Here is a 16,859-nt window from a genome sequence, read left to right as displayed (position 1 = left end):
TAAATTAGAGGCGAGTCATTGTACGTTTTCGTACAGCCTGAGTGACTCGCCTTTCTTTATTACACTATTTAACTACAGCAAGAAATCGTCATCAATCGCGACAAAATTGTCGGCACAATCAATCAGAGTTTGAGATGTAAGTTTAGGTACACCATAAACGGTCACCGTTTTATTGAAGCGCTGCTGAATTCTCTCTACTAGCAGACTAAAGTCTCCATCTCCCGAAACTAGAATCACTTCCTCAACTTCGGGAGCAATTTCAATTGCATCGAGAGTAATACCCACATCCCAATCGCCTTTCGAGCTGCCATCACGACGCTGGATGTAGGGTTTAAGCATCACCTCAAATCCAACACCACGAAGAATATGGTGGAACTGACGTTGCTTGGGATCATTGCTCGCAATAGCATAAGCACGAGCACTTACCACCTCTTTCCCTTGTGTGGCAACATACCAAAACTGGTTGTAATCAAAATTGCTTCGATACGCTTCGCGACAAGTGTAATACACATTCTGTACATCAACCAAAATGGCGATTTTTTGTTTGCTTTCCGAACTCATCTATTTCTACGCTCAATTTATTTGCTGCCTACCCTATGCCAGTTTTGGAAAAAGCACAATGAGCCAATTCCACTAAACTTAACGTATAAAAAGTTATTTGGGTTTCTAGGGGAACTGTCATGGGCGGAAAGTTACTAGTGATACTGCTTTCTTGTATCTTGTCATCGACAGCATTTGGTTATCCAGCGCACTCCAAATACTGGCCACATAGAAGTGTGCTCTACTTTGCGCCAGAAAATGATGAATACGTCAAACAATTCTTGCTAGAAACACTTATGAATGAGTGTGAGTTGGAAGACAGAGATGTCGTCACGCTGGTCATTACAGAGCAAGGTTATACTTTTCCTGCTTGGCTTAAAGAAGAGTTCGACCTAAAAATGCTAGCTCGTCTTTATGAGGTCGAAAAAGGTTCTCATACCGCTATTTTGCTTGGTAAAGATGGTCTAGAAAAGCACCGCTGGGGCGCAGAAACAGACTGGTCGTTTATCAACAACCTCATTGATCAAATGCCTATGCGTAAGCAAGAAATGCAGAGGCAACAAAGCCCCTGTAAAATATAGTCACTTCTGGGCAGTATTACTTTGCGAACCAATCCAACTTGTTGTGAAGTTGAGTCACGCTGCCAACCACAATCAATGCTGGGCTCACGGCTTGCTCTGCCATGATCGATAGCTCGTTCAACTTTCCTTGGAACACGCGCTGCTCTGGGCGCGTACCGTTTTCAATAATGGCGCATGACATCTCAGGATCTAACCCATGAGTGATCAGCTTATCCATAATATGGCCGCTTTGCTTCAAACCCATATAGAACACAAGTGTGTTGTTGGATTGCGCTAGTGAATGCCATTCAATCTCACGACCATCTTTTTGTACATGACCAGTGATAAATTGAACGCTTTGTGCATGGTCGCGGTGTGTTAATGGAATACCTGCGTAAGCCGTTGCACCCGCAGCAGCTGTGATACCCGGAACCACTTCGTATTTGATGCCGAATTCTGCTAGCTCTTCTAGCTCTTCACCGCCACGACCAAAGATAAATGAATCGCCGCCTTTTAGACGTACAACGCGTTTACCTTCTTGCGCTTTTTGCACCAAGATTTGGTTGATTTGATCTTGAGGCACGCAGTGAAAATCGAGCTTTTTCCCAACATAAATCATCTCTGCTGATGCATGCGCCAACTCAAGAATCTCTTTTGATACCAATCGGTCATACACAACAACTTCAGCCGCTTGAATGGCTTTTAAGCCTTTTACTGTGAGTAAATCAGGGTCACCAGGACCTGCACCAACAAGAGAAACAAAGCCGCTGTTTAAAGATGAGTTAACAGTTGTCATATCAACGCCTATCGAAAATTTGGACATAAAAAGTAACACTCAAGTCATTAACTCAAGGTTAAAATCACCCCAAGGAGTTATTACTTTTTATAGCTAAATCAATACAATACTTATCGAAAGTTAAATGAGTTGAACAGCCCTACCTACCATAGGTAGGGCCAGATAAAAGCGGTTTATTTTGCGATTGCAGGCTCTGTTTTTACTTCTTCTTCAACTACGTTGATAGAAGGCGCTGTTTTTGCGTGAGTTAGGTACAGTGGAATACAAGTCATTACGAGACCACCGACAATATTACCTAGAATGGTTGGAATAAGGTTGAAGTTCAACCAAATCGCGATACCAAAATCCGCACCTAGAATCATACCTAGTGGGAATAGGAACATGTTTACTACGGTGTGTTCAAATACTAGCGCAAAGAAGATGAAGATTGGGAACCACATCATTGCTACGCGACCAGACACCGAACGTGCCGTCATGTTGCCGATAACGCCTAGACACACCATTAGGTTACAGAAGATGCCGCGTACGAAACATGTGATCCATCCGTCCATACCCATGTTTTCAAAACCAAGGCTACGCGCGGTAGAAACAGCGACAAATTTCTTCGCTACTGCGTTCAGTTCTAGAGAAAAGTTACCTGTTAGAGAGATAGCCACTAGGTAAGCAACGATCAGAGAACCGATAAGGTTACCCAAGCCTACAAGACCCCAACAACGGAAGATACGACCCCAAGTGATGCCCGGACGGTTAGCAAACTTAGCCAGAGGCGCTAGACCAAAAACACCGGTTACTAGGTCATACCCCATCACACTTAGAATTACGAAACCAACGGGGAAAACAAGTGCTCCTACAAGACCGATACCCGTTTGTACAATCGCGGTAATAGCAACCACCACCGCAAGCGAAAGAATAACGCCAGCCATCGTACCGCGAAGCAGAAGGTCTCGCGTGCTTGTATTAGTTTTCGCTTCACCAACATTGATCATGGTTTGCACGAATTCTGCAGGCTTAAAATCAGTAGACATGAATGTGTCCTTATCCAAAATTGAAAGTTAAAAAGTTAAAGATTGAATAGAGAAAGGCTTCCCGTTGACACCTGAACGCTATCTACAACACCTCGCTTCCCTGTTCCCCTGAGATGATGCTTGGAAAGCCTTTGTCTATTGAATCTAGGTTTCAGTTCATTCCCTCCCCCTAAGAGGAGGGAATGAAAACCAAGCTTACGCAGAGATTTCTACTTCGCCGTTGGTTACACGCGTTTTGTACGCTTTCACGCTAAAACGTTCGTCTTCCATGCACGCACCTGTTGTCAGGTTAAAGCGCTGCTTCTTAAGTGGGCTTGCCACCCAAAGCTCGCCTTGGTGCTCACAGATCAAACCGCGAGAAAGCACGTTTGATTGGAAGAACGGGTCTGTGTTGCTGATCGCCAGCACTTCTTCTGCTTGTGTTGGGCGAAATACCGCAACTTGCTGACCATTAACCAAAGCACAAACACCCGTGCCCGGTACGATGTCGCTGATTTGGCAAATCTTTTCAAATGACATAATCAAACTTCCCTTATGCTTCAGTGATCGCTACGTGTAGGATGTCGCCTTTCGCTTCAGGGTGTTTTTCCGTGAAGGTTGCTGGGCGGTGCTGTTCGCGCTCTTGTACAAACACGACGTTTTCATCGCGCTTGTCAGAGTTGATGAAGTGCGCGAAACGAGTCAGTTGTGATTCGTCGTTGATGGTCGCAGTCCACTCACACTCGTACTCGTCTACAAGCTTCGCTACGTCAGCTTCTAGTTGAGTGTTGATGCCAAGTTTGTCGTTAACAATCACTTCGCGTAGGTAGTCAACGCCACCTTCCATGTTTTCCATCCAAACTGATGTGCGTTGTAGTGGCGCAGCAGTACGGATGTAGAACATCATGAAGCGGTCGATGTACTTGATTAGCGTTTCTTTATCTAGGTCACTTGCAAGTAGGTCTGCGTGACGAGGTTTCATACCACCGTTACCACATACGTACATGTTCCAACCTGCGTCAGTCGCGATAATACCAAGGTCTTTACCTTGTGCTTCCGCACACTCACGAGTACAGCCAGAAACACCGAACTTCATCTTATGAGGTGTACGAATGCCTTTGTAACGGTTCTCGATGTAAGAACCCAGACCAACAGAGTCTTGAACGCCGTAACGACACCACGTTGAGCCAACACAGGTCTTCGCCATACGAAGTGCTTTTGCGTACGCTTGACCTGTTTCGAAACCAGCGTCGATAAGCTTGCGCCAGATCTCTGGAAGATCGTCTTTTTGAGCACCAAACAGACCAATACGTTGAGCACCGGTTACTTTGGTGTATAGGTTGTATTCTGCTGCAACGTTCGCTAACGCACCCAGTGCTTGAGGTGTTACTTCACCACCCGCCATACGTGGGATAACAGAGTAAGTACCGTCTTTTTGGATGTTACCTAGGAAGTTATCGTTCGTGTCGTGCAGCTTAACCAGTTGTGGCTTAAGAATGTGCTCACCCCAGCAAGAAGCCAAGATAGAACCAGCCAGTGGTTTACAAACTTCACAGCCGTAACCTTTACCGTATTTCTCTAGAAGCTCATCAAACGTTTTGATCTCTTCAATACGGATTAGGTGGAACAGCTCTTGGCGTGAGTATGCAAAGTGCTCACACACGTCGTTCTTCACTTCGATACCAGATTTAGCAAGCTCAGCATTTAGAACAGAGGTCACTAGAGGAATACAACCACCACAGCCTGTACCTGCGCCAGTCACTGCTTTGATGTCGCCCAATGTGTGGTGACCATCAGCAACCGCTTGTGCGATCTTGCCTTTGGTTACGTCGAAACAAGAACAGATTACTGCGCTTTCTGGTAGAGCGTCTGCACCGAGTGCTGGTTTCTCAGCGCCTGCGTGTGCAGGAAGGATCAACGCATCCGGGTGTTCTGGTAGGTCGATTTCGTTCAACATAAGTTGAAGCAGGTCACCGTAGTCAGAGGTGTCGCCAACCATAACCGCGCCAAGCAGTTTCTTGTTGTCTTTAGAAACGATAAGACGTTTGTAAACTTCTTGTTCTTCGTTCTGGTAAACGTAACTCTTACAGCCTTCAGTACGACCGTTCGCGTCACCGATTGAACCTACTTTTACACCTAGAAGTTTCAGCTTCGCAGACATGTCAGCGCCTTCGAATTTGCTTTCTGTGTTACCTAGTAGGTGGTCAACAGCAACGGTCGCCATCTTGTAGCCAGGAGCAACAAGGCCGTAGAACATTTCGTTCCAAGACGCACACTCACCAATCGCGTAGATGTTCTCATCAGAAGTCTGACAATGGTCGTTGATAGCAACACCGCCACGAGGTGCCACTTCTAGCTCCATTTGGCGTGCTAGTTTGTCTTGTGGACGAATACCTGCAGAGAATACGATGAAGTCTGTTTCTAGTTCTGAACCGTCAGCAAAACGCATAACGTTGCGTGCGTTTGTGCCTTCTGGCGCAATCTCAAGCGTATTTTTGCTGGTGTGAACGTTCACGCCCATACGCTCGATCTTTTGTCGAAGTTGGTTACCACCAGCAAGGTCAAGTTGCTCAGCCATTAGCTTCGGTGCGAACTCAACAACATGCGTTTCTACACCCAGTGCTTTCAATGCGCCTGCTGCTTCAAGACCTAGCAGACCACCACCGACAACAACGCCTGATTTGCTCTTCTTCGCACACGCTTCGATCGCTTTAAGATCTTCGATAGTACGGTAAACAAAACAGTCTTTGCTTTCGTGACCTTTGATAGGTGGAACAAATGGGAATGAGCCAGTAGCAAGAATAAGCTTGTCGTATTGAACTTCACGGCCAGTGCTTGAGTAAACAATGCGGTTTTCACGGTTGATGTTAATCGCGCGTTCGCCGATCAGCATGTTAATACCGTGTTTCTCGTAGAAGCCTTCTTTTACTAAAGAAAGTTCATCTGCAGTATGGTGAGAAAAGTAAGAGGAAAGGTGCACACGGTCGTATGCGACACGAGGTTCTTCACAGAAAACCGTAATGTCTATATTAGACATATCAGCTTTCTCGACTAAGTCTTCAATATAACGGTGCCCTACCATACCGTTACCGATGACTACTAGCTTCAACTTGCTCATTATAATTCCTAAGGGTTAGGTTCTTATCACTGAGCTCATTGTTAATTGTGAAAGAAAATTAATACATGATGTAAATCAATTACAATTTCAAACTACCCTAAAGGGGTAGATGAACGTATTTATCTGACTATTGCGAAATAAAAAGTAATTTATTAACGGATATTGGTAGTTTTAACAAACTGAGATAACCGAAGCCATGCTAGCAACGGACTATACCGTTTTGCTTTTATGAAGTTAGGTTGACCATCGAAACCGAGCACACCTACGATAAATCCTGCTTTTCTTCTAAACGACGCACTCACTTGACTTCACCGTTTCAAGGTGATCAGAGAACAATATCTGAAGTGATTGAAAGATTTAGAAAAATCAAGCTTCACAACAAAAATTTTTTACTAGCTAAGTCGCACTATAAAGACTAAAATCAGGTTTAGTTCATATGGAATAGCGTCCATATGATTGATACCGTAATTGACATATAGAGTGCCGTCCCATTTTTGTGAGGCGGCCTTTTATTTGGGAGTCATAAAATGTCAGAAAACAATTCTATCTACATCTCAAGCTTAGATATGAACCGAATCACGGCTTTGTTGGATAAAATGCCAAACATCGCAGCGGAGCTTGTGGAATTAGAAGCAGAGCTCGACCGAGCAACAGTTCTTGAGCCAGAACAAATGCCAGATAACGTGGTCACGATGAACTCGACTGTAGAGTTTAAATTTTCAGGTGAAGATAGAACCATGACAAAGACACTGGTTTACCCTTCTGAACTGAAAAGCAGTGATGATATCTCTATTTTTGCGCCCGTAGGCAGCGCACTGATCGGTTTGTCTGTTGGTCAAAAACTTGAATGGCCAATGCCAAATAATCAAGTGAAGACAATTGAAATTGTCGATATCACATACCAACCTGAGCGTTGTGGTGCACTAAACCGCTAGCCCTCAGTAGTCCCGGTGCAAAGGCCTCCATTTAAGACTTTGCACCAGGAGAGCCCCTCGCTTACCCCCTATTTCCTTCTTTGTTTTCCAAGCATTTACTTTGCTGCTCTTAAGTAACATCACCGATTCTTTATTATTTACCGCATATTCAATATTTATATCTCCAAGCTCAATCATAGAAATTGCAAAGTATTTTTCGTATATTGTCGCTCCGAAAACGACGTAAATTATGCGCAAAATGGAAGAATATCTAACTCGAATTGCCTGCTTAGAAAAAGAAAATGAAGAGCTGAAGCGGAAGAATGCGCGACTACAAGAAAAGTTGAATGCTGCACTCGACAGTAATGGACTGTGTTTGTGGGAGCAGCATATTCCTTCAGGTACTTTGACGATATTCAATATGCAATGGGGCAAAATGCTAGGTTATCAGCCCCATGAGTTAACCGCCACGGTTGAAACATGGAAAAGCAATCTCCACCCTGAAGATTACGATCTTGCAGTGGGTGCATTTGAAGATCACCTAGCAGGCAAGACCGACCTTTATGAGGTAGTACATCGCATGATTCATAAAGACGGCAGTGATAGCTGGGTCTACGATCGAGGGCGCATCGTCGAGTATGGTTCTGATGGCGAACCACTACGGATGATGGGTACTCATATCGATATTACAAAAGAAAAGCGTTATGAGCAGCAACTGGCCAAGTTGGCTTCGAGTGATCCATTGACTGGATTGTTAAATAGAAAAGCAATTGAGGAAAACTTTAATCATCAACCTCAAACCGAACCGTCTCAGCAGTCTGCTTTAGTGTTTGTTGATATAGATAATTTTAAAGCAGTTAACGACCAGCTAGGCCATCATACTGGCGACACCCTCCTCATCAATATCGCCAATAGCTTAACAGAGCTTGCGTCAAGCAAGTCTCAAGTTGGACGCATAGGAGGCGATGAATTTGTTATCTTAAACTGGCATTCAAGTCGAGAGGAAATATCCCAACTTTGCAATCAACTCTTAGATTCAATCATTCCAGCGATAAATCAAGACTTACATAAAGTAACGATAGGAATGAGTATCGGTGTTTGTCTCTTTAACAAAGGAAAGCAACCGTTTAATGAAGTGTATCAAAAAGCCGATCACGCAATGTATGAGATAAAGAAAAATGGCAAAAATGGAGTACAATTTTTCAACTTAAAAAGTTGATATCTCTCCATAAATCATCATGTTATGAAATCAGTCATTTGCTACAACTTGAACTAACTCAAGATAAATTCTTTATATCTAAGCCAGTTACCGAAATTACCCCTAGGTACTCATAAATTTGGCACGATACAAATAAATCCTCTCCTCTCCTAGCATCAACCCAATAAGCAACTACACTCATTTAACTGATAGATTAATTACTACTATTATGAAGGGAGTTGTTTTTGATGGATACAAAACAGATTTCTACAGTTATCATAATTTTAGTTCTTTCTGCATTAGTAGTTGCTTATTTAAAATTAACAACGGTATCAAATGCTATCCACAAACCTACAACAATCGGTATATCTAAGACGCCTCTGTCAGCCCCTTTTATCATTGCAGAGCACATAGGTGCGTTTGAAGAAAACGATTTAAACGTCGAACTTATCATGTGCTTTGGAGGGGTCGAATGTTCAAACCTACTTCTAGAAAACCATGTTAATTACGCCACTTTTTCTGAAAGCGTACTGATGTTTAAAAGCTTTGAATACAAAGATTTAGCATTAATCACTTCTTTTGCATCTTCTACGAATGATATTAAGCTGCTAACTAAAAAGCGGTCTGGCATAGCAAGTATAGATAAATTACCAGGAAAAAAGGTTGGTGTAATAAAAAAGAGCGCTAGCGAATATTACTTAGACTTGTTGCTACAGGTAAATGACATTGATTTAGAAAAAGTAGAAAAAATATCATCAACAACGCAGGTTATTATAAATCATTTAATGCAAGGAAACGTCGATGCAATATCTACTTGGGAGCCATACGGATTTATGGCCAAGAATAGAATAAATGAAGAAGTAAAGAACATAGGAATTATTGGCGTGTATAAACTTTACTTTTTGCTTGTATCAAAAGAAATACACATTGAAAAATCAGATCAAGAAGTAATGAAAATAATAAAGTCACTTCATCACTCAATTAACTGGATGGATAAAAACCCTCATTTAACAATGAAAATACTATCACAAAAACTTAACACAACAGTTGAAGAAATATCTTGGAGTTGGGATGATTATAACTTTCGATTAAATTTAACGAATTCTTTATTATTTACATTACAATCAGAAGCTAATTGGGCATTAAAACAAAACTATGTAGAAGGACAGATTCCAAATTACAGAAAAATATTTAAAGAAAACTATATCAATTCATATTTTGATGGTCTAGATTAAAATGCATCGTTCGTTAAACCACTATTTAGCATCACTATTCAGTCTAAGCGTAATACTATGTATCAGCGTTATAGTATACATAAGCTTCATAAAAATAGAAGATTATAAAGCCAAGAAACAATTAAACCAAATAATGGACATACAAATATCATTAGAGTCATTAAGTAGTTATCTTTGGGCTTACACTCAAAATAGGGGAAAAAACAATTTCACACAATTCATGATTTCTCATAACAAATTAAACGAATTATTATCTCAAAATGAAGATGTTTTATACCTTACTAAAGACCTAAAAAAAATGAATCTCGAACTGTATTTTTTAGTTCAATACGAAAATAATCATTTACTAGACAAAGATCGCCATTATGATTCAGTCGTAAATTATAATAAATCAAATCCTGTCATACAATCCAGAATAAACATTGTATCCCAGGATATGAATAATGAAATAATATATATTTATAAAAAAATACTTAATAATAAGTCTACAAAACTACAAAATTTAAATTATTACACTCAAGCAGGTATTATTTTTATCTCTCTGGTTGTTATGCTATTATGCTTTTATATAAAAATAAAGTTCAAGAGAAGCTTTCAAAGGTTTATAAATGGAATAAAACAATTAAGCAGGTCAAATTTTGACTATAAAATCCCTTCAGAAAATCAATTCACGGAATTTGAAAATCTGTCTTGTTACTTCAATAAAATGGCGGCATTGTTAAACCACACAACAATATCAAAATCAAAACTTAAAGAAGAAGTAGAGAATCAAACTTCAGTTCTAAATCGTCAAAAAGAAAGTTTGGTATTTTTGTCTGAGCACGACTCCTTAACTAATATCTACAATCGTCGAGCAATAGAAAAACATTTGATCCAGCTTACGCGTAATTTCAGAGGCAGTGAGAATAGTTTTAGTTTGTTTTTTATAGATTTAAATTTATTTAAGGATATTAACGATAGCCATGGCCATGAGGCAGGTGATGCAGTGTTAAAATCTGTAGCTAGTAGATTATCAAGTATTATCGACGAATCAGACATGGTAGGCCGCTTTGGTGGAGATGAATTTATTATTATTCATCGTTCACACACAACAGGTACGTCTCTGTCTGCATGTGCACTACGCTATATCCAAGAAATAGAAAAAGTAATTCATTTTAAAGGTAAAGAGTTATGCGTCGGAGCTAGCATTGGTATTGCACTCTATCCTGAGCATGGGTCGAATGTACATGAATTATTAACAGCGGCAGACAAGTCTATGTATCAGTCAAAACGTTCTAAAGCTAGCTCGTTCACTATTGTCGACAACAGCAGTTCGCTGTTAAAGAGGCCTATGTTTTAATCTAAAGTAGCTGTGGAAACGTTCTACATGCGAATATTCAACGACATCGACCACTGTGGCCACTTACAGTAATAAAGCCGCTTTTATCACATAGCAAAAGCTAAACTCGTAAGCTAAACGCTCTCCAGGCATTGAAGAAAAATAATCCATTGTGAATGGTTAATCCTCCCCTTTTAAACGTCAACTTTCACCACCATATGATAGTTAAGATTCATTAACAGGCTATAACTATCCTATGTCTTTTCCTCGTTTATCTGTTCTGGATTTGGCACCCGTGTCCGACGGAACAAACTTCACCGAAACGTTCGAACGCTCCGTTGAATTAGCTCAATCAATCGAGTCCTGGGGCTATCATCGGTTTTGGATGGCTGAACACCATAACATGCCCGACATCGCCAGTGCCGCAACCAGTGTATTACTCAGTCATATTGGAGCGCACACGAACTCGATCCGTTTAGGATCAGGTGGAATCATGTTACCTAACCATGCACCACTAGTTATTGCAGAGCAATTCGGAACGTTAGAGGCATTATACCCTGGTCGTATTGACCTCGGATTAGGACGCGCACCAGGCACCGACTACCAAACAATGCATGCATTAAGGCGGGAACCAGAGCATATGGATCCTGACTTTGAAGAGCTGTTGGAGGAACTTAATTTCTTTCTTGGTCCCGTATCTCGAAATCAACCAGTCGCGGCTTATCCAGGTAACAACACATCTCTGCCGATTTGGCTTCTGGGGTCGAGTACATACAGCGCACGTTTAGCAGCTAAGAGAGGCTTACCTTTCGCATTTGCTGCACACTTTGCTCCAGATGCAATGTCTCGTGCTCTAAACTTTTATCGAGATGAGTTTGTCCCATCCGAGCATTTAGCTCAACCCTATGTGATGATTTGTGCCAACGTTATCGTAGCGGATACTCAGTCACATGCAGATTTTCTCGCGACAACAGAGAAGCAAAAATTCTTAAAAATGATTCGCGGCAATCGCGAAAAACTTCGCGCACCAGTGAAAAGTATGGCACCACTATGGTCAGCACAGGAAAAGCTTCACGTTGAAACTCAATTACGTGAATCTATCCATGGTGATCAAACATATGTAAGACAGAAAATTGAGAAACTTTTGGAACGCACTGGGGCAGATGAAATTATGGTAAACACGATGGTGTTTGAACAATCTGAGAAGTTGAGATCCTACAGGTTACTATCGGAACTCATGGACAAGTAAAAGAATGGAGGCGCCTCCCGGAGTCGAACCGAGGTCCACGGATTTGCAATCCGCTGCATAGCCACTCTGCCAAGGCGCCTTTCTGATTTTGTATCTCTGTCACCAAAGATTTTGATGGTGCCCCGGGCCGGACTTGAACCGGCACAGCGCGAACGCCGAGGGATTTTAAATCCCTTGTGTCTACCAATTCCACCACCAGGGCAACGCAATCATGCGAGGGGTTAGACACCATCTATCTCGCGACCTTTGCCGTGAGAACGAGGCGTACTTTAACGGATTAATTTATCTGGTCAACAAAAAATTAGTCTTTTTTATTCAAATGGTTAAAAAGACGACTCTAACGAACAAGGGGCGATCATTTTGCTTATTTGATCATCAATACGCTTTGCTTTCGTGCCTTTTAACCTTCTCATTTTATATCAATGAAGAGCCAACAAATCGCGCAAGTTAACAGTATGGGTATAAACTTAACGTGTATTTCAGAGAACAAAATAGCGCTCATCATGTTTCGAAAACCATCATTTCACTTACCCTTACATGCCGACTCCGAACTCGACTTCGTAGTGCCCCACTTCTTCCTTACTGAATTTGATTATGCACGCTCTCTGGAGCAGGGAGTCATCGACGACTTGGATCCTGAATATACACACCAATATCGCGTCACACTGAGGCGCATACGCTCACTATGCTCACTACTTCGCGAACTGATCCCTCCTTTTGAACAGCGTATTTTGAAACCTCATTTAAGAATAATGATGAAGAAAACAAACAAGCTGCGTGATTTGGACGTATTTATCTTGGACAAAAACCAATACATTGAAATGCTCCCAAATCACAAATCGTCTCTTGAGCAACTTTTTTGCTTTATAGAATCTGAACGTGCTTACGAACAAGCAAAAGTTACGCGTTGGCTAGCTACACAAGAATACACAACGCACTGCACTTTGATCAGGAATAGTATGTTGCGAAGTACGCAACACGAACCAGTGGATAGCAACGTACCTGCGTTACTTTTCGCAAGCCAAAAAATCTCCGTTCAATTTAAAAAAGTTGATAAAGCACGACGCAAAATCTCGGACAAAAGTCGTGACAGCGTGATTCATTCGATGCGGATAAAGTGCAAAGCGCTTCGTTATTTGTTAGAAGGATTTTCCACGCTCTATCCTTCCCAACAGCACAAAAACAACGTGAAACAACTAAAACTATTGCAAGACAAGCTCGGTGACTTTAACGACACTTCAAGTCAAATTGAATTTTTCGCACAACTCAAAGAAACAGCAAATCTCAATAAACAAGATCGTAAGGCTTTGAAAAAGCTAATTAACGTACTTAGCGAACATCATGAACTCTCTCGCCAAACCATCTTGACGCATTTAAGCCAGTTTGAGTCTTTCATTCGCGATTCCAATACACAAAATCTCTACCGACCCTAAATCAAGGTTCACGTATTCTTAATATTCATTAATTACAGTCAATCGTTGGGCTCCACTAAGAAAGATAACGTGAAACCATTAAAACGATACCAATACGAGCGCTATGCGGTGCTTTGTAATCTCGCCTACCCTCGCGTCTTCAGACAAACTCAATATGGATTCGATCCTAATGGGCAACGAGTCATTAGAAATGAACACGGTAAGATTATGATTCGCGTGCTCTGGAGTAAAAAACAGAGTGAAGTGGTCGTAGTGATTAAAGGCTCACACAGTATCAGTGATTGGTTGTTGAACTTCGCGATGTGGACGAGAAGTTGTCGAAGGTTGGGACTAAACTATCGCATTCACGCGGGTTTCTATCATCTGTTGTTCCAAGAAAGTTTACCGAGCCGGAATGAAGATCGGTTAGGGTTGACCGTGATCGAACGCCTCGAAGGTATCGTTGTACCACTTATTCTCAGGGGAAAAAGAATCACTATTACTGGCCACTCTTCAGGTGGCGCGATTGGCAGTGTTTTTGCTGACTATATTGAGAAAAAATACCCCAAAAGCATTAAACGCGTGGTCACTTTCGGACAGCCCGCTGTCGGAGATTGGACGTTTAAGAAACGCTACCGTTTGGGGCACAAAACATACAGGATTTGTTGCGACATCGACATCGTGACCTTTATGCCGCCCGTACCTTTTTTGTATTGGCATGTAGGCAAAATGCTATGGTTATATAACGGGAGAATATACGAGAACACCCCAACGCTCATACGGCTTGGGCGCTCCTTATTTAGTTGGTTAATGCGACCGTTCTCTTATCACTTTATGAGTAAATACATTCGCGACAAAGACTTTTTTGATGAACGCTGAGTTAAACATCCGAAAGGTATGACGTACAGACACCAAAAAGCCGGACTTCGCCGGCTTTACGATTAAGTGGTGATCTACAGAGAGGCGATTTCTTTTTCAAGTTGATATTTGTTATCTGTGACAATTCGCTCTAACACTTCAACACGTCGCTTCAAGTCACCAATTTGCTTGTTAAGGTTATCTTGTTCTTCTCGGCTCATCGTATTACGTTCAGATATCTCCAACGCTCTTACTTCTTTACGATGGTTCAAGATTAACTTTATTATCCCGCCCCCAAATATGGCACCGAACACAATAGCCACAACCAATACATCAGCAATAGATTCCATTCTTTATCTTCCTCTAGATTATGCTCAACTATAAGTTACTCATTTGTCGAATGAATATCAAATAACACATTGATTCATTGAAGAGTTTTATCAAGAATTGCCTACTCTGTATCAAAATCACAGGAATGGATTATTCAACGCCAACCCAAACCGAGACAGATCCGCCGTTTACTGGGAACTCAGCCCAACCATTCGCATCAGTCCAAACTTCTTCAGTTCGGATACCCAACTTGTCTACGTAGCGAGCACTTGGTTTACCCGTATACATCCACTTCGAGCCGCCAGGTCCATCACTCATGATCACGGCCATTGAATGTGGATGCTTTGCATCACCTTCTCGAGTCCAACCAATTACGTCCCAGTGGTCGAGATAAGAATGTTGTTTGCCATACGCATAATCTTTACGCAGTGTTACTAGCTCTTCAATGTAAGGCACTTTGACCATATTGATGTCATGCCCTTTATCACTGTACTGCGCGCCGTAGTAATCTGCATAAAACACGGATGGATAGCCTTCTTCACGCAATAAGATAAACGCGTAAGCGAGCGACTTAAACCACCAATCAACCGTCGACTCCAAAGCCTGCAAAGGTTGAGTGTCATGGTTTTCTACTAAGGTTACCGCTTTGACTGAATTGTCCTTCATCAGCGTACCATCCATGATTTGACGCATATCGTAGCTACCACCCGATTTAGACGCATTGTAGAAGTTCATATGTAACGGTGCGTCGAATAGAGACATGCTGCCAGAAGTTTTGGTGATAAAGTTATGCAACTGATTAACATCGTAGTTCCAGTACTCTCCGACCGTGAATAGTTCTTTCCCTGTTTTCCAACGTAGGTGATCAATCCATTCTTGCAGGTATTGATATTTGATGTGCTTCACCGCGTCCATTCTAAACCCATCCACACCCGTCATGTTGATATACCACTCGCCCCAGTCTTTCAGCTCTTGCTTCACTTCAGGGTGATCCATGTCTAGATCAGCGTACATAAGGTAATCGTAGTTGCCTTTTTCCGAGCTAACTTCCCAATCCCATGCCTTACCCTCACCTTTGAATTTGAAGATAGCTTTTTCTTCGCCAGCATCGTCCCAATCCACGCCATCAAAGTGGTACCACGTCCAATGAAAGTTTGAGTACTTGTCGTTGCGCCCAGGGAAATCAAACTCTACCCACGCTTCAATCCATTTATCACCAAGTTCAATATTTCGGTTGTTCCAATCTACTCGCTTGGTATCAACCCAAGACTTTCCATCCGCACCACCGCGATGGTTGAACACCACATCGCCATAAATCTGGATATTGTTTTTATGGGCAGCATTGATGGCGCTTAGGTACTGATCTTTGGTGCCATACTTGGTGCGCACCGAACCTTTTTGATCAAACTCTCCCAAATCGTACATATCATAAACGCCATAACCGACGTCCTTGCTACCACCAGCACCTTTATAGGCGGGCGGTAACCATAACGCAGTAAAGCCGTTGTCAGATAGTGCCGAAGCGTTGTTTTCAACTTGTGTCCAGAGTGCACCGTCATTTGGCACATACCAATGGAAATACTGCATCATGGTGCCATTTTGTGCCGCCATTACAGGCGAACTGAGCAGCAAAGTTAAGGGTAAAAGTGTAGGTTTAAGGTTGAATGTTTTCATTATTTTTCTCTCACGTTAAGGACTAGAATCCTCCTTTCTGCATATACGCACCAAGCGATACTAACTATGACGCTAGCTAGGTTGCTGCCTGTAATACAAAAAGTTCGGATTACAATCGAAGAGAAACTATCACCAATCACACTATACAATTATTGAGTTGTCTAACATTTATAAAATCAATGATTAGCGCGTTAAAAATATTGAATGGTGATCAAAACATGGGAGACTTTAGGAAAGCGCGAAGGGTTACGAAAAGGCGGACTAAAAACGAAAAAAGCCAGTCATTTAAGACTGGCTTTCGAAATAGTGGAGGCGCCTCCCGGAGTCGAACCGAGGTCCACGGATTTGCAATCCGCTGCATAGCCACTCTGCCAAGGCGCCTTTCTGATTTTGTATCTCTGTCACCAAAGATTTTGATGGTGCCCCGGGCCGGACTTGAACCGGCACAGCGCGAACGCCGAGGGATTTTAAATCCCTTGTGTCTACCAATTCCACCACCAGGGCAACGCAATCATGCGATGGGTTAGACACCATCTGTCTCAGCGACCTTTGCCGTGAGAACGAGGCGTACTTTAACGGATTAATTTATCTGGTCAACAATAAATTTTATCTTTTTGATTTAAGTGCTTAAAAAGCGATCTGCCTAGTATATT

15 protein-coding genes and 4 tRNA genes are annotated in these 16,859 nt (G+C 42.0%); 8 read left to right on the top strand and 11 right to left on the bottom strand.

Annotated features, from left to right (window positions below; genetic code table 11):
- Window positions 1–72: 72 nt before the first annotated feature.
- Window positions 73–561: an NYN domain-containing protein gene (locus R7E00_RS03870; protein WP_005387978.1), complete on the bottom strand. Its 489-nt coding sequence runs from the start codon at window positions 559–561 to the stop codon at window positions 73–75.
- Window positions 562–680: 119 nt separating this feature from the next.
- Between R7E00_RS03870 and R7E00_RS03865 the strand changes: the two genes are divergently transcribed.
- A complete protein-coding gene (locus R7E00_RS03865) occupies window positions 681–1,121 on the top strand; it encodes a DUF4174 domain-containing protein (protein WP_005387976.1) in 441 nt (146 codons plus the stop codon).
- A 16-nt stretch (window positions 1,122–1,137) separates the two neighbouring features.
- Here R7E00_RS03865 and cobA read toward each other — a convergent pair whose 3' ends face one another.
- The 4 genes from cobA to nirB form a co-directional block, all read right to left on the bottom strand.
- Window positions 1,138–1,896 (bottom strand): uroporphyrinogen-III C-methyltransferase, encoded by a 759-nt coding sequence (gene cobA / locus R7E00_RS03860; RefSeq protein WP_025767740.1) that lies wholly within the window; start codon window positions 1,894–1,896, stop codon window positions 1,138–1,140.
- A 173-nt stretch (window positions 1,897–2,069) separates the two neighbouring features.
- Window positions 2,070–2,921 carry a formate/nitrite transporter family protein gene (locus R7E00_RS03855; RefSeq protein WP_262606016.1) on the bottom strand — a complete coding sequence of 284 codons (852 nt, stop codon included), beginning with the start codon at window positions 2,919–2,921 and terminating at the stop codon, window positions 2,070–2,072.
- A gap of 195 nt (window positions 2,922–3,116) precedes the next feature.
- The gene (nirD, locus tag R7E00_RS03850; protein ID WP_054575426.1) at window positions 3,117–3,440 is read right to left on the bottom strand and encodes a nitrite reductase small subunit NirD; all 324 of its coding nucleotides are present in this window, start codon (window positions 3,438–3,440) and stop codon (window positions 3,117–3,119) included.
- Between the two features lie 13 nt (window positions 3,441–3,453).
- Window positions 3,454–6,018, bottom strand: a complete 2,565-nt coding sequence (nirB, locus tag R7E00_RS03845) for a nitrite reductase large subunit NirB (RefSeq protein WP_213893396.1) — start codon at window positions 6,016–6,018, stop codon at window positions 3,454–3,456.
- Window positions 6,019–6,545: 527 nt separating this feature from the next.
- Between nirB and rnk the strand changes: the two genes are divergently transcribed.
- The 5 genes from rnk to R7E00_RS03820 all read left to right on the top strand — a co-directional run bounded on the left by rnk (window position 6,546) and on the right by R7E00_RS03820 (window position 11,932).
- Window positions 6,546–6,953 carry a nucleoside diphosphate kinase regulator gene (rnk, locus tag R7E00_RS03840; RefSeq protein ID WP_005376048.1) on the top strand — a complete coding sequence of 136 codons (408 nt, stop codon included), beginning with the start codon at window positions 6,546–6,548 and terminating at the stop codon, window positions 6,951–6,953.
- Window positions 6,954–7,191: 238 nt separating this feature from the next.
- A complete protein-coding gene (locus tag R7E00_RS03835) occupies window positions 7,192–8,151 on the top strand; it encodes a GGDEF domain-containing protein (RefSeq protein ID WP_170890245.1) in 960 nt (319 codons plus the stop codon).
- A 227-nt stretch (window positions 8,152–8,378) separates the two neighbouring features.
- Entirely contained in the window at window positions 8,379–9,365 is a 987-nt protein-coding gene (locus tag R7E00_RS03830) for an ABC transporter substrate-binding protein (RefSeq protein ID WP_213987609.1), read from the top strand.
- Window positions 9,366–9,663: 298 nt separating this feature from the next.
- Window positions 9,664–10,704: a GGDEF domain-containing protein gene (locus R7E00_RS03825; RefSeq protein ID WP_225455651.1), complete on the top strand. Its 1,041-nt coding sequence runs from the start codon at window positions 9,664–9,666 to the stop codon at window positions 10,702–10,704.
- Window positions 10,705–10,939: 235 nt separating this feature from the next.
- Window positions 10,940–11,932, top strand: coding sequence for an LLM class flavin-dependent oxidoreductase (locus tag R7E00_RS03820; RefSeq protein ID WP_005376038.1), 993 nt, complete (start codon window positions 10,940–10,942; stop codon window positions 11,930–11,932).
- Between the two features lie 5 nt (window positions 11,933–11,937).
- Here the strand turns inward: R7E00_RS03820 and R7E00_RS03815 are convergent.
- Window positions 11,938–12,011, bottom strand: a tRNA-Cys gene (locus R7E00_RS03815).
- 36 nt (window positions 12,012–12,047) lie between these two features.
- Window positions 12,048–12,134 (bottom strand) — tRNA-Leu (locus R7E00_RS03810).
- Window positions 12,135–12,435: 301 nt separating this feature from the next.
- Between R7E00_RS03810 and R7E00_RS03805 the strand changes: the two genes are divergently transcribed.
- Window positions 12,436–13,365: a CHAD domain-containing protein gene (locus R7E00_RS03805; protein ID WP_025767733.1), complete on the top strand. Its 930-nt coding sequence runs from the start codon at window positions 12,436–12,438 to the stop codon at window positions 13,363–13,365.
- A 69-nt stretch (window positions 13,366–13,434) separates the two neighbouring features.
- Window positions 13,435–14,223 carry a lipase family protein gene (locus tag R7E00_RS03800; protein WP_005375991.1) on the top strand — a complete coding sequence of 263 codons (789 nt, stop codon included), beginning with the start codon at window positions 13,435–13,437 and terminating at the stop codon, window positions 14,221–14,223.
- A 74-nt stretch (window positions 14,224–14,297) separates the two neighbouring features.
- On the opposite strand, the gene R7E00_RS03795 is transcribed toward R7E00_RS03800, so the two are convergent.
- The 4 genes from R7E00_RS03795 to R7E00_RS03780 form a co-directional block, all read right to left on the bottom strand.
- Window positions 14,298–14,552, bottom strand: coding sequence for a hypothetical protein (locus tag R7E00_RS03795; protein ID WP_005375990.1), 255 nt, complete (start codon window positions 14,550–14,552; stop codon window positions 14,298–14,300).
- Between the two features lie 130 nt (window positions 14,553–14,682).
- Window positions 14,683–16,206: an alpha-amylase gene (amyS, locus tag R7E00_RS03790; RefSeq protein WP_206952902.1), complete on the bottom strand. Its 1,524-nt coding sequence runs from the start codon at window positions 16,204–16,206 to the stop codon at window positions 14,683–14,685.
- A 307-nt stretch (window positions 16,207–16,513) separates the two neighbouring features.
- Window positions 16,514–16,587, bottom strand: a tRNA-Cys gene (locus tag R7E00_RS03785).
- 36 nt (window positions 16,588–16,623) lie between these two features.
- Window positions 16,624–16,710 (bottom strand) — tRNA-Leu (locus R7E00_RS03780).
- Window positions 16,711–16,859: the final 149 nt, after the last annotated feature.

The organism is Vibrio sp. Vb1755 (genome assembly GCF_033338635.1).
GTDB classification, from domain to species: Bacteria; Pseudomonadota; Gammaproteobacteria; order Enterobacterales; family Vibrionaceae; genus Vibrio; species Vibrio alginolyticus.
Note: the sequence above shows the minus strand (reverse complement) of the source record. Positions and strands in the feature narration are given on the sequence as shown.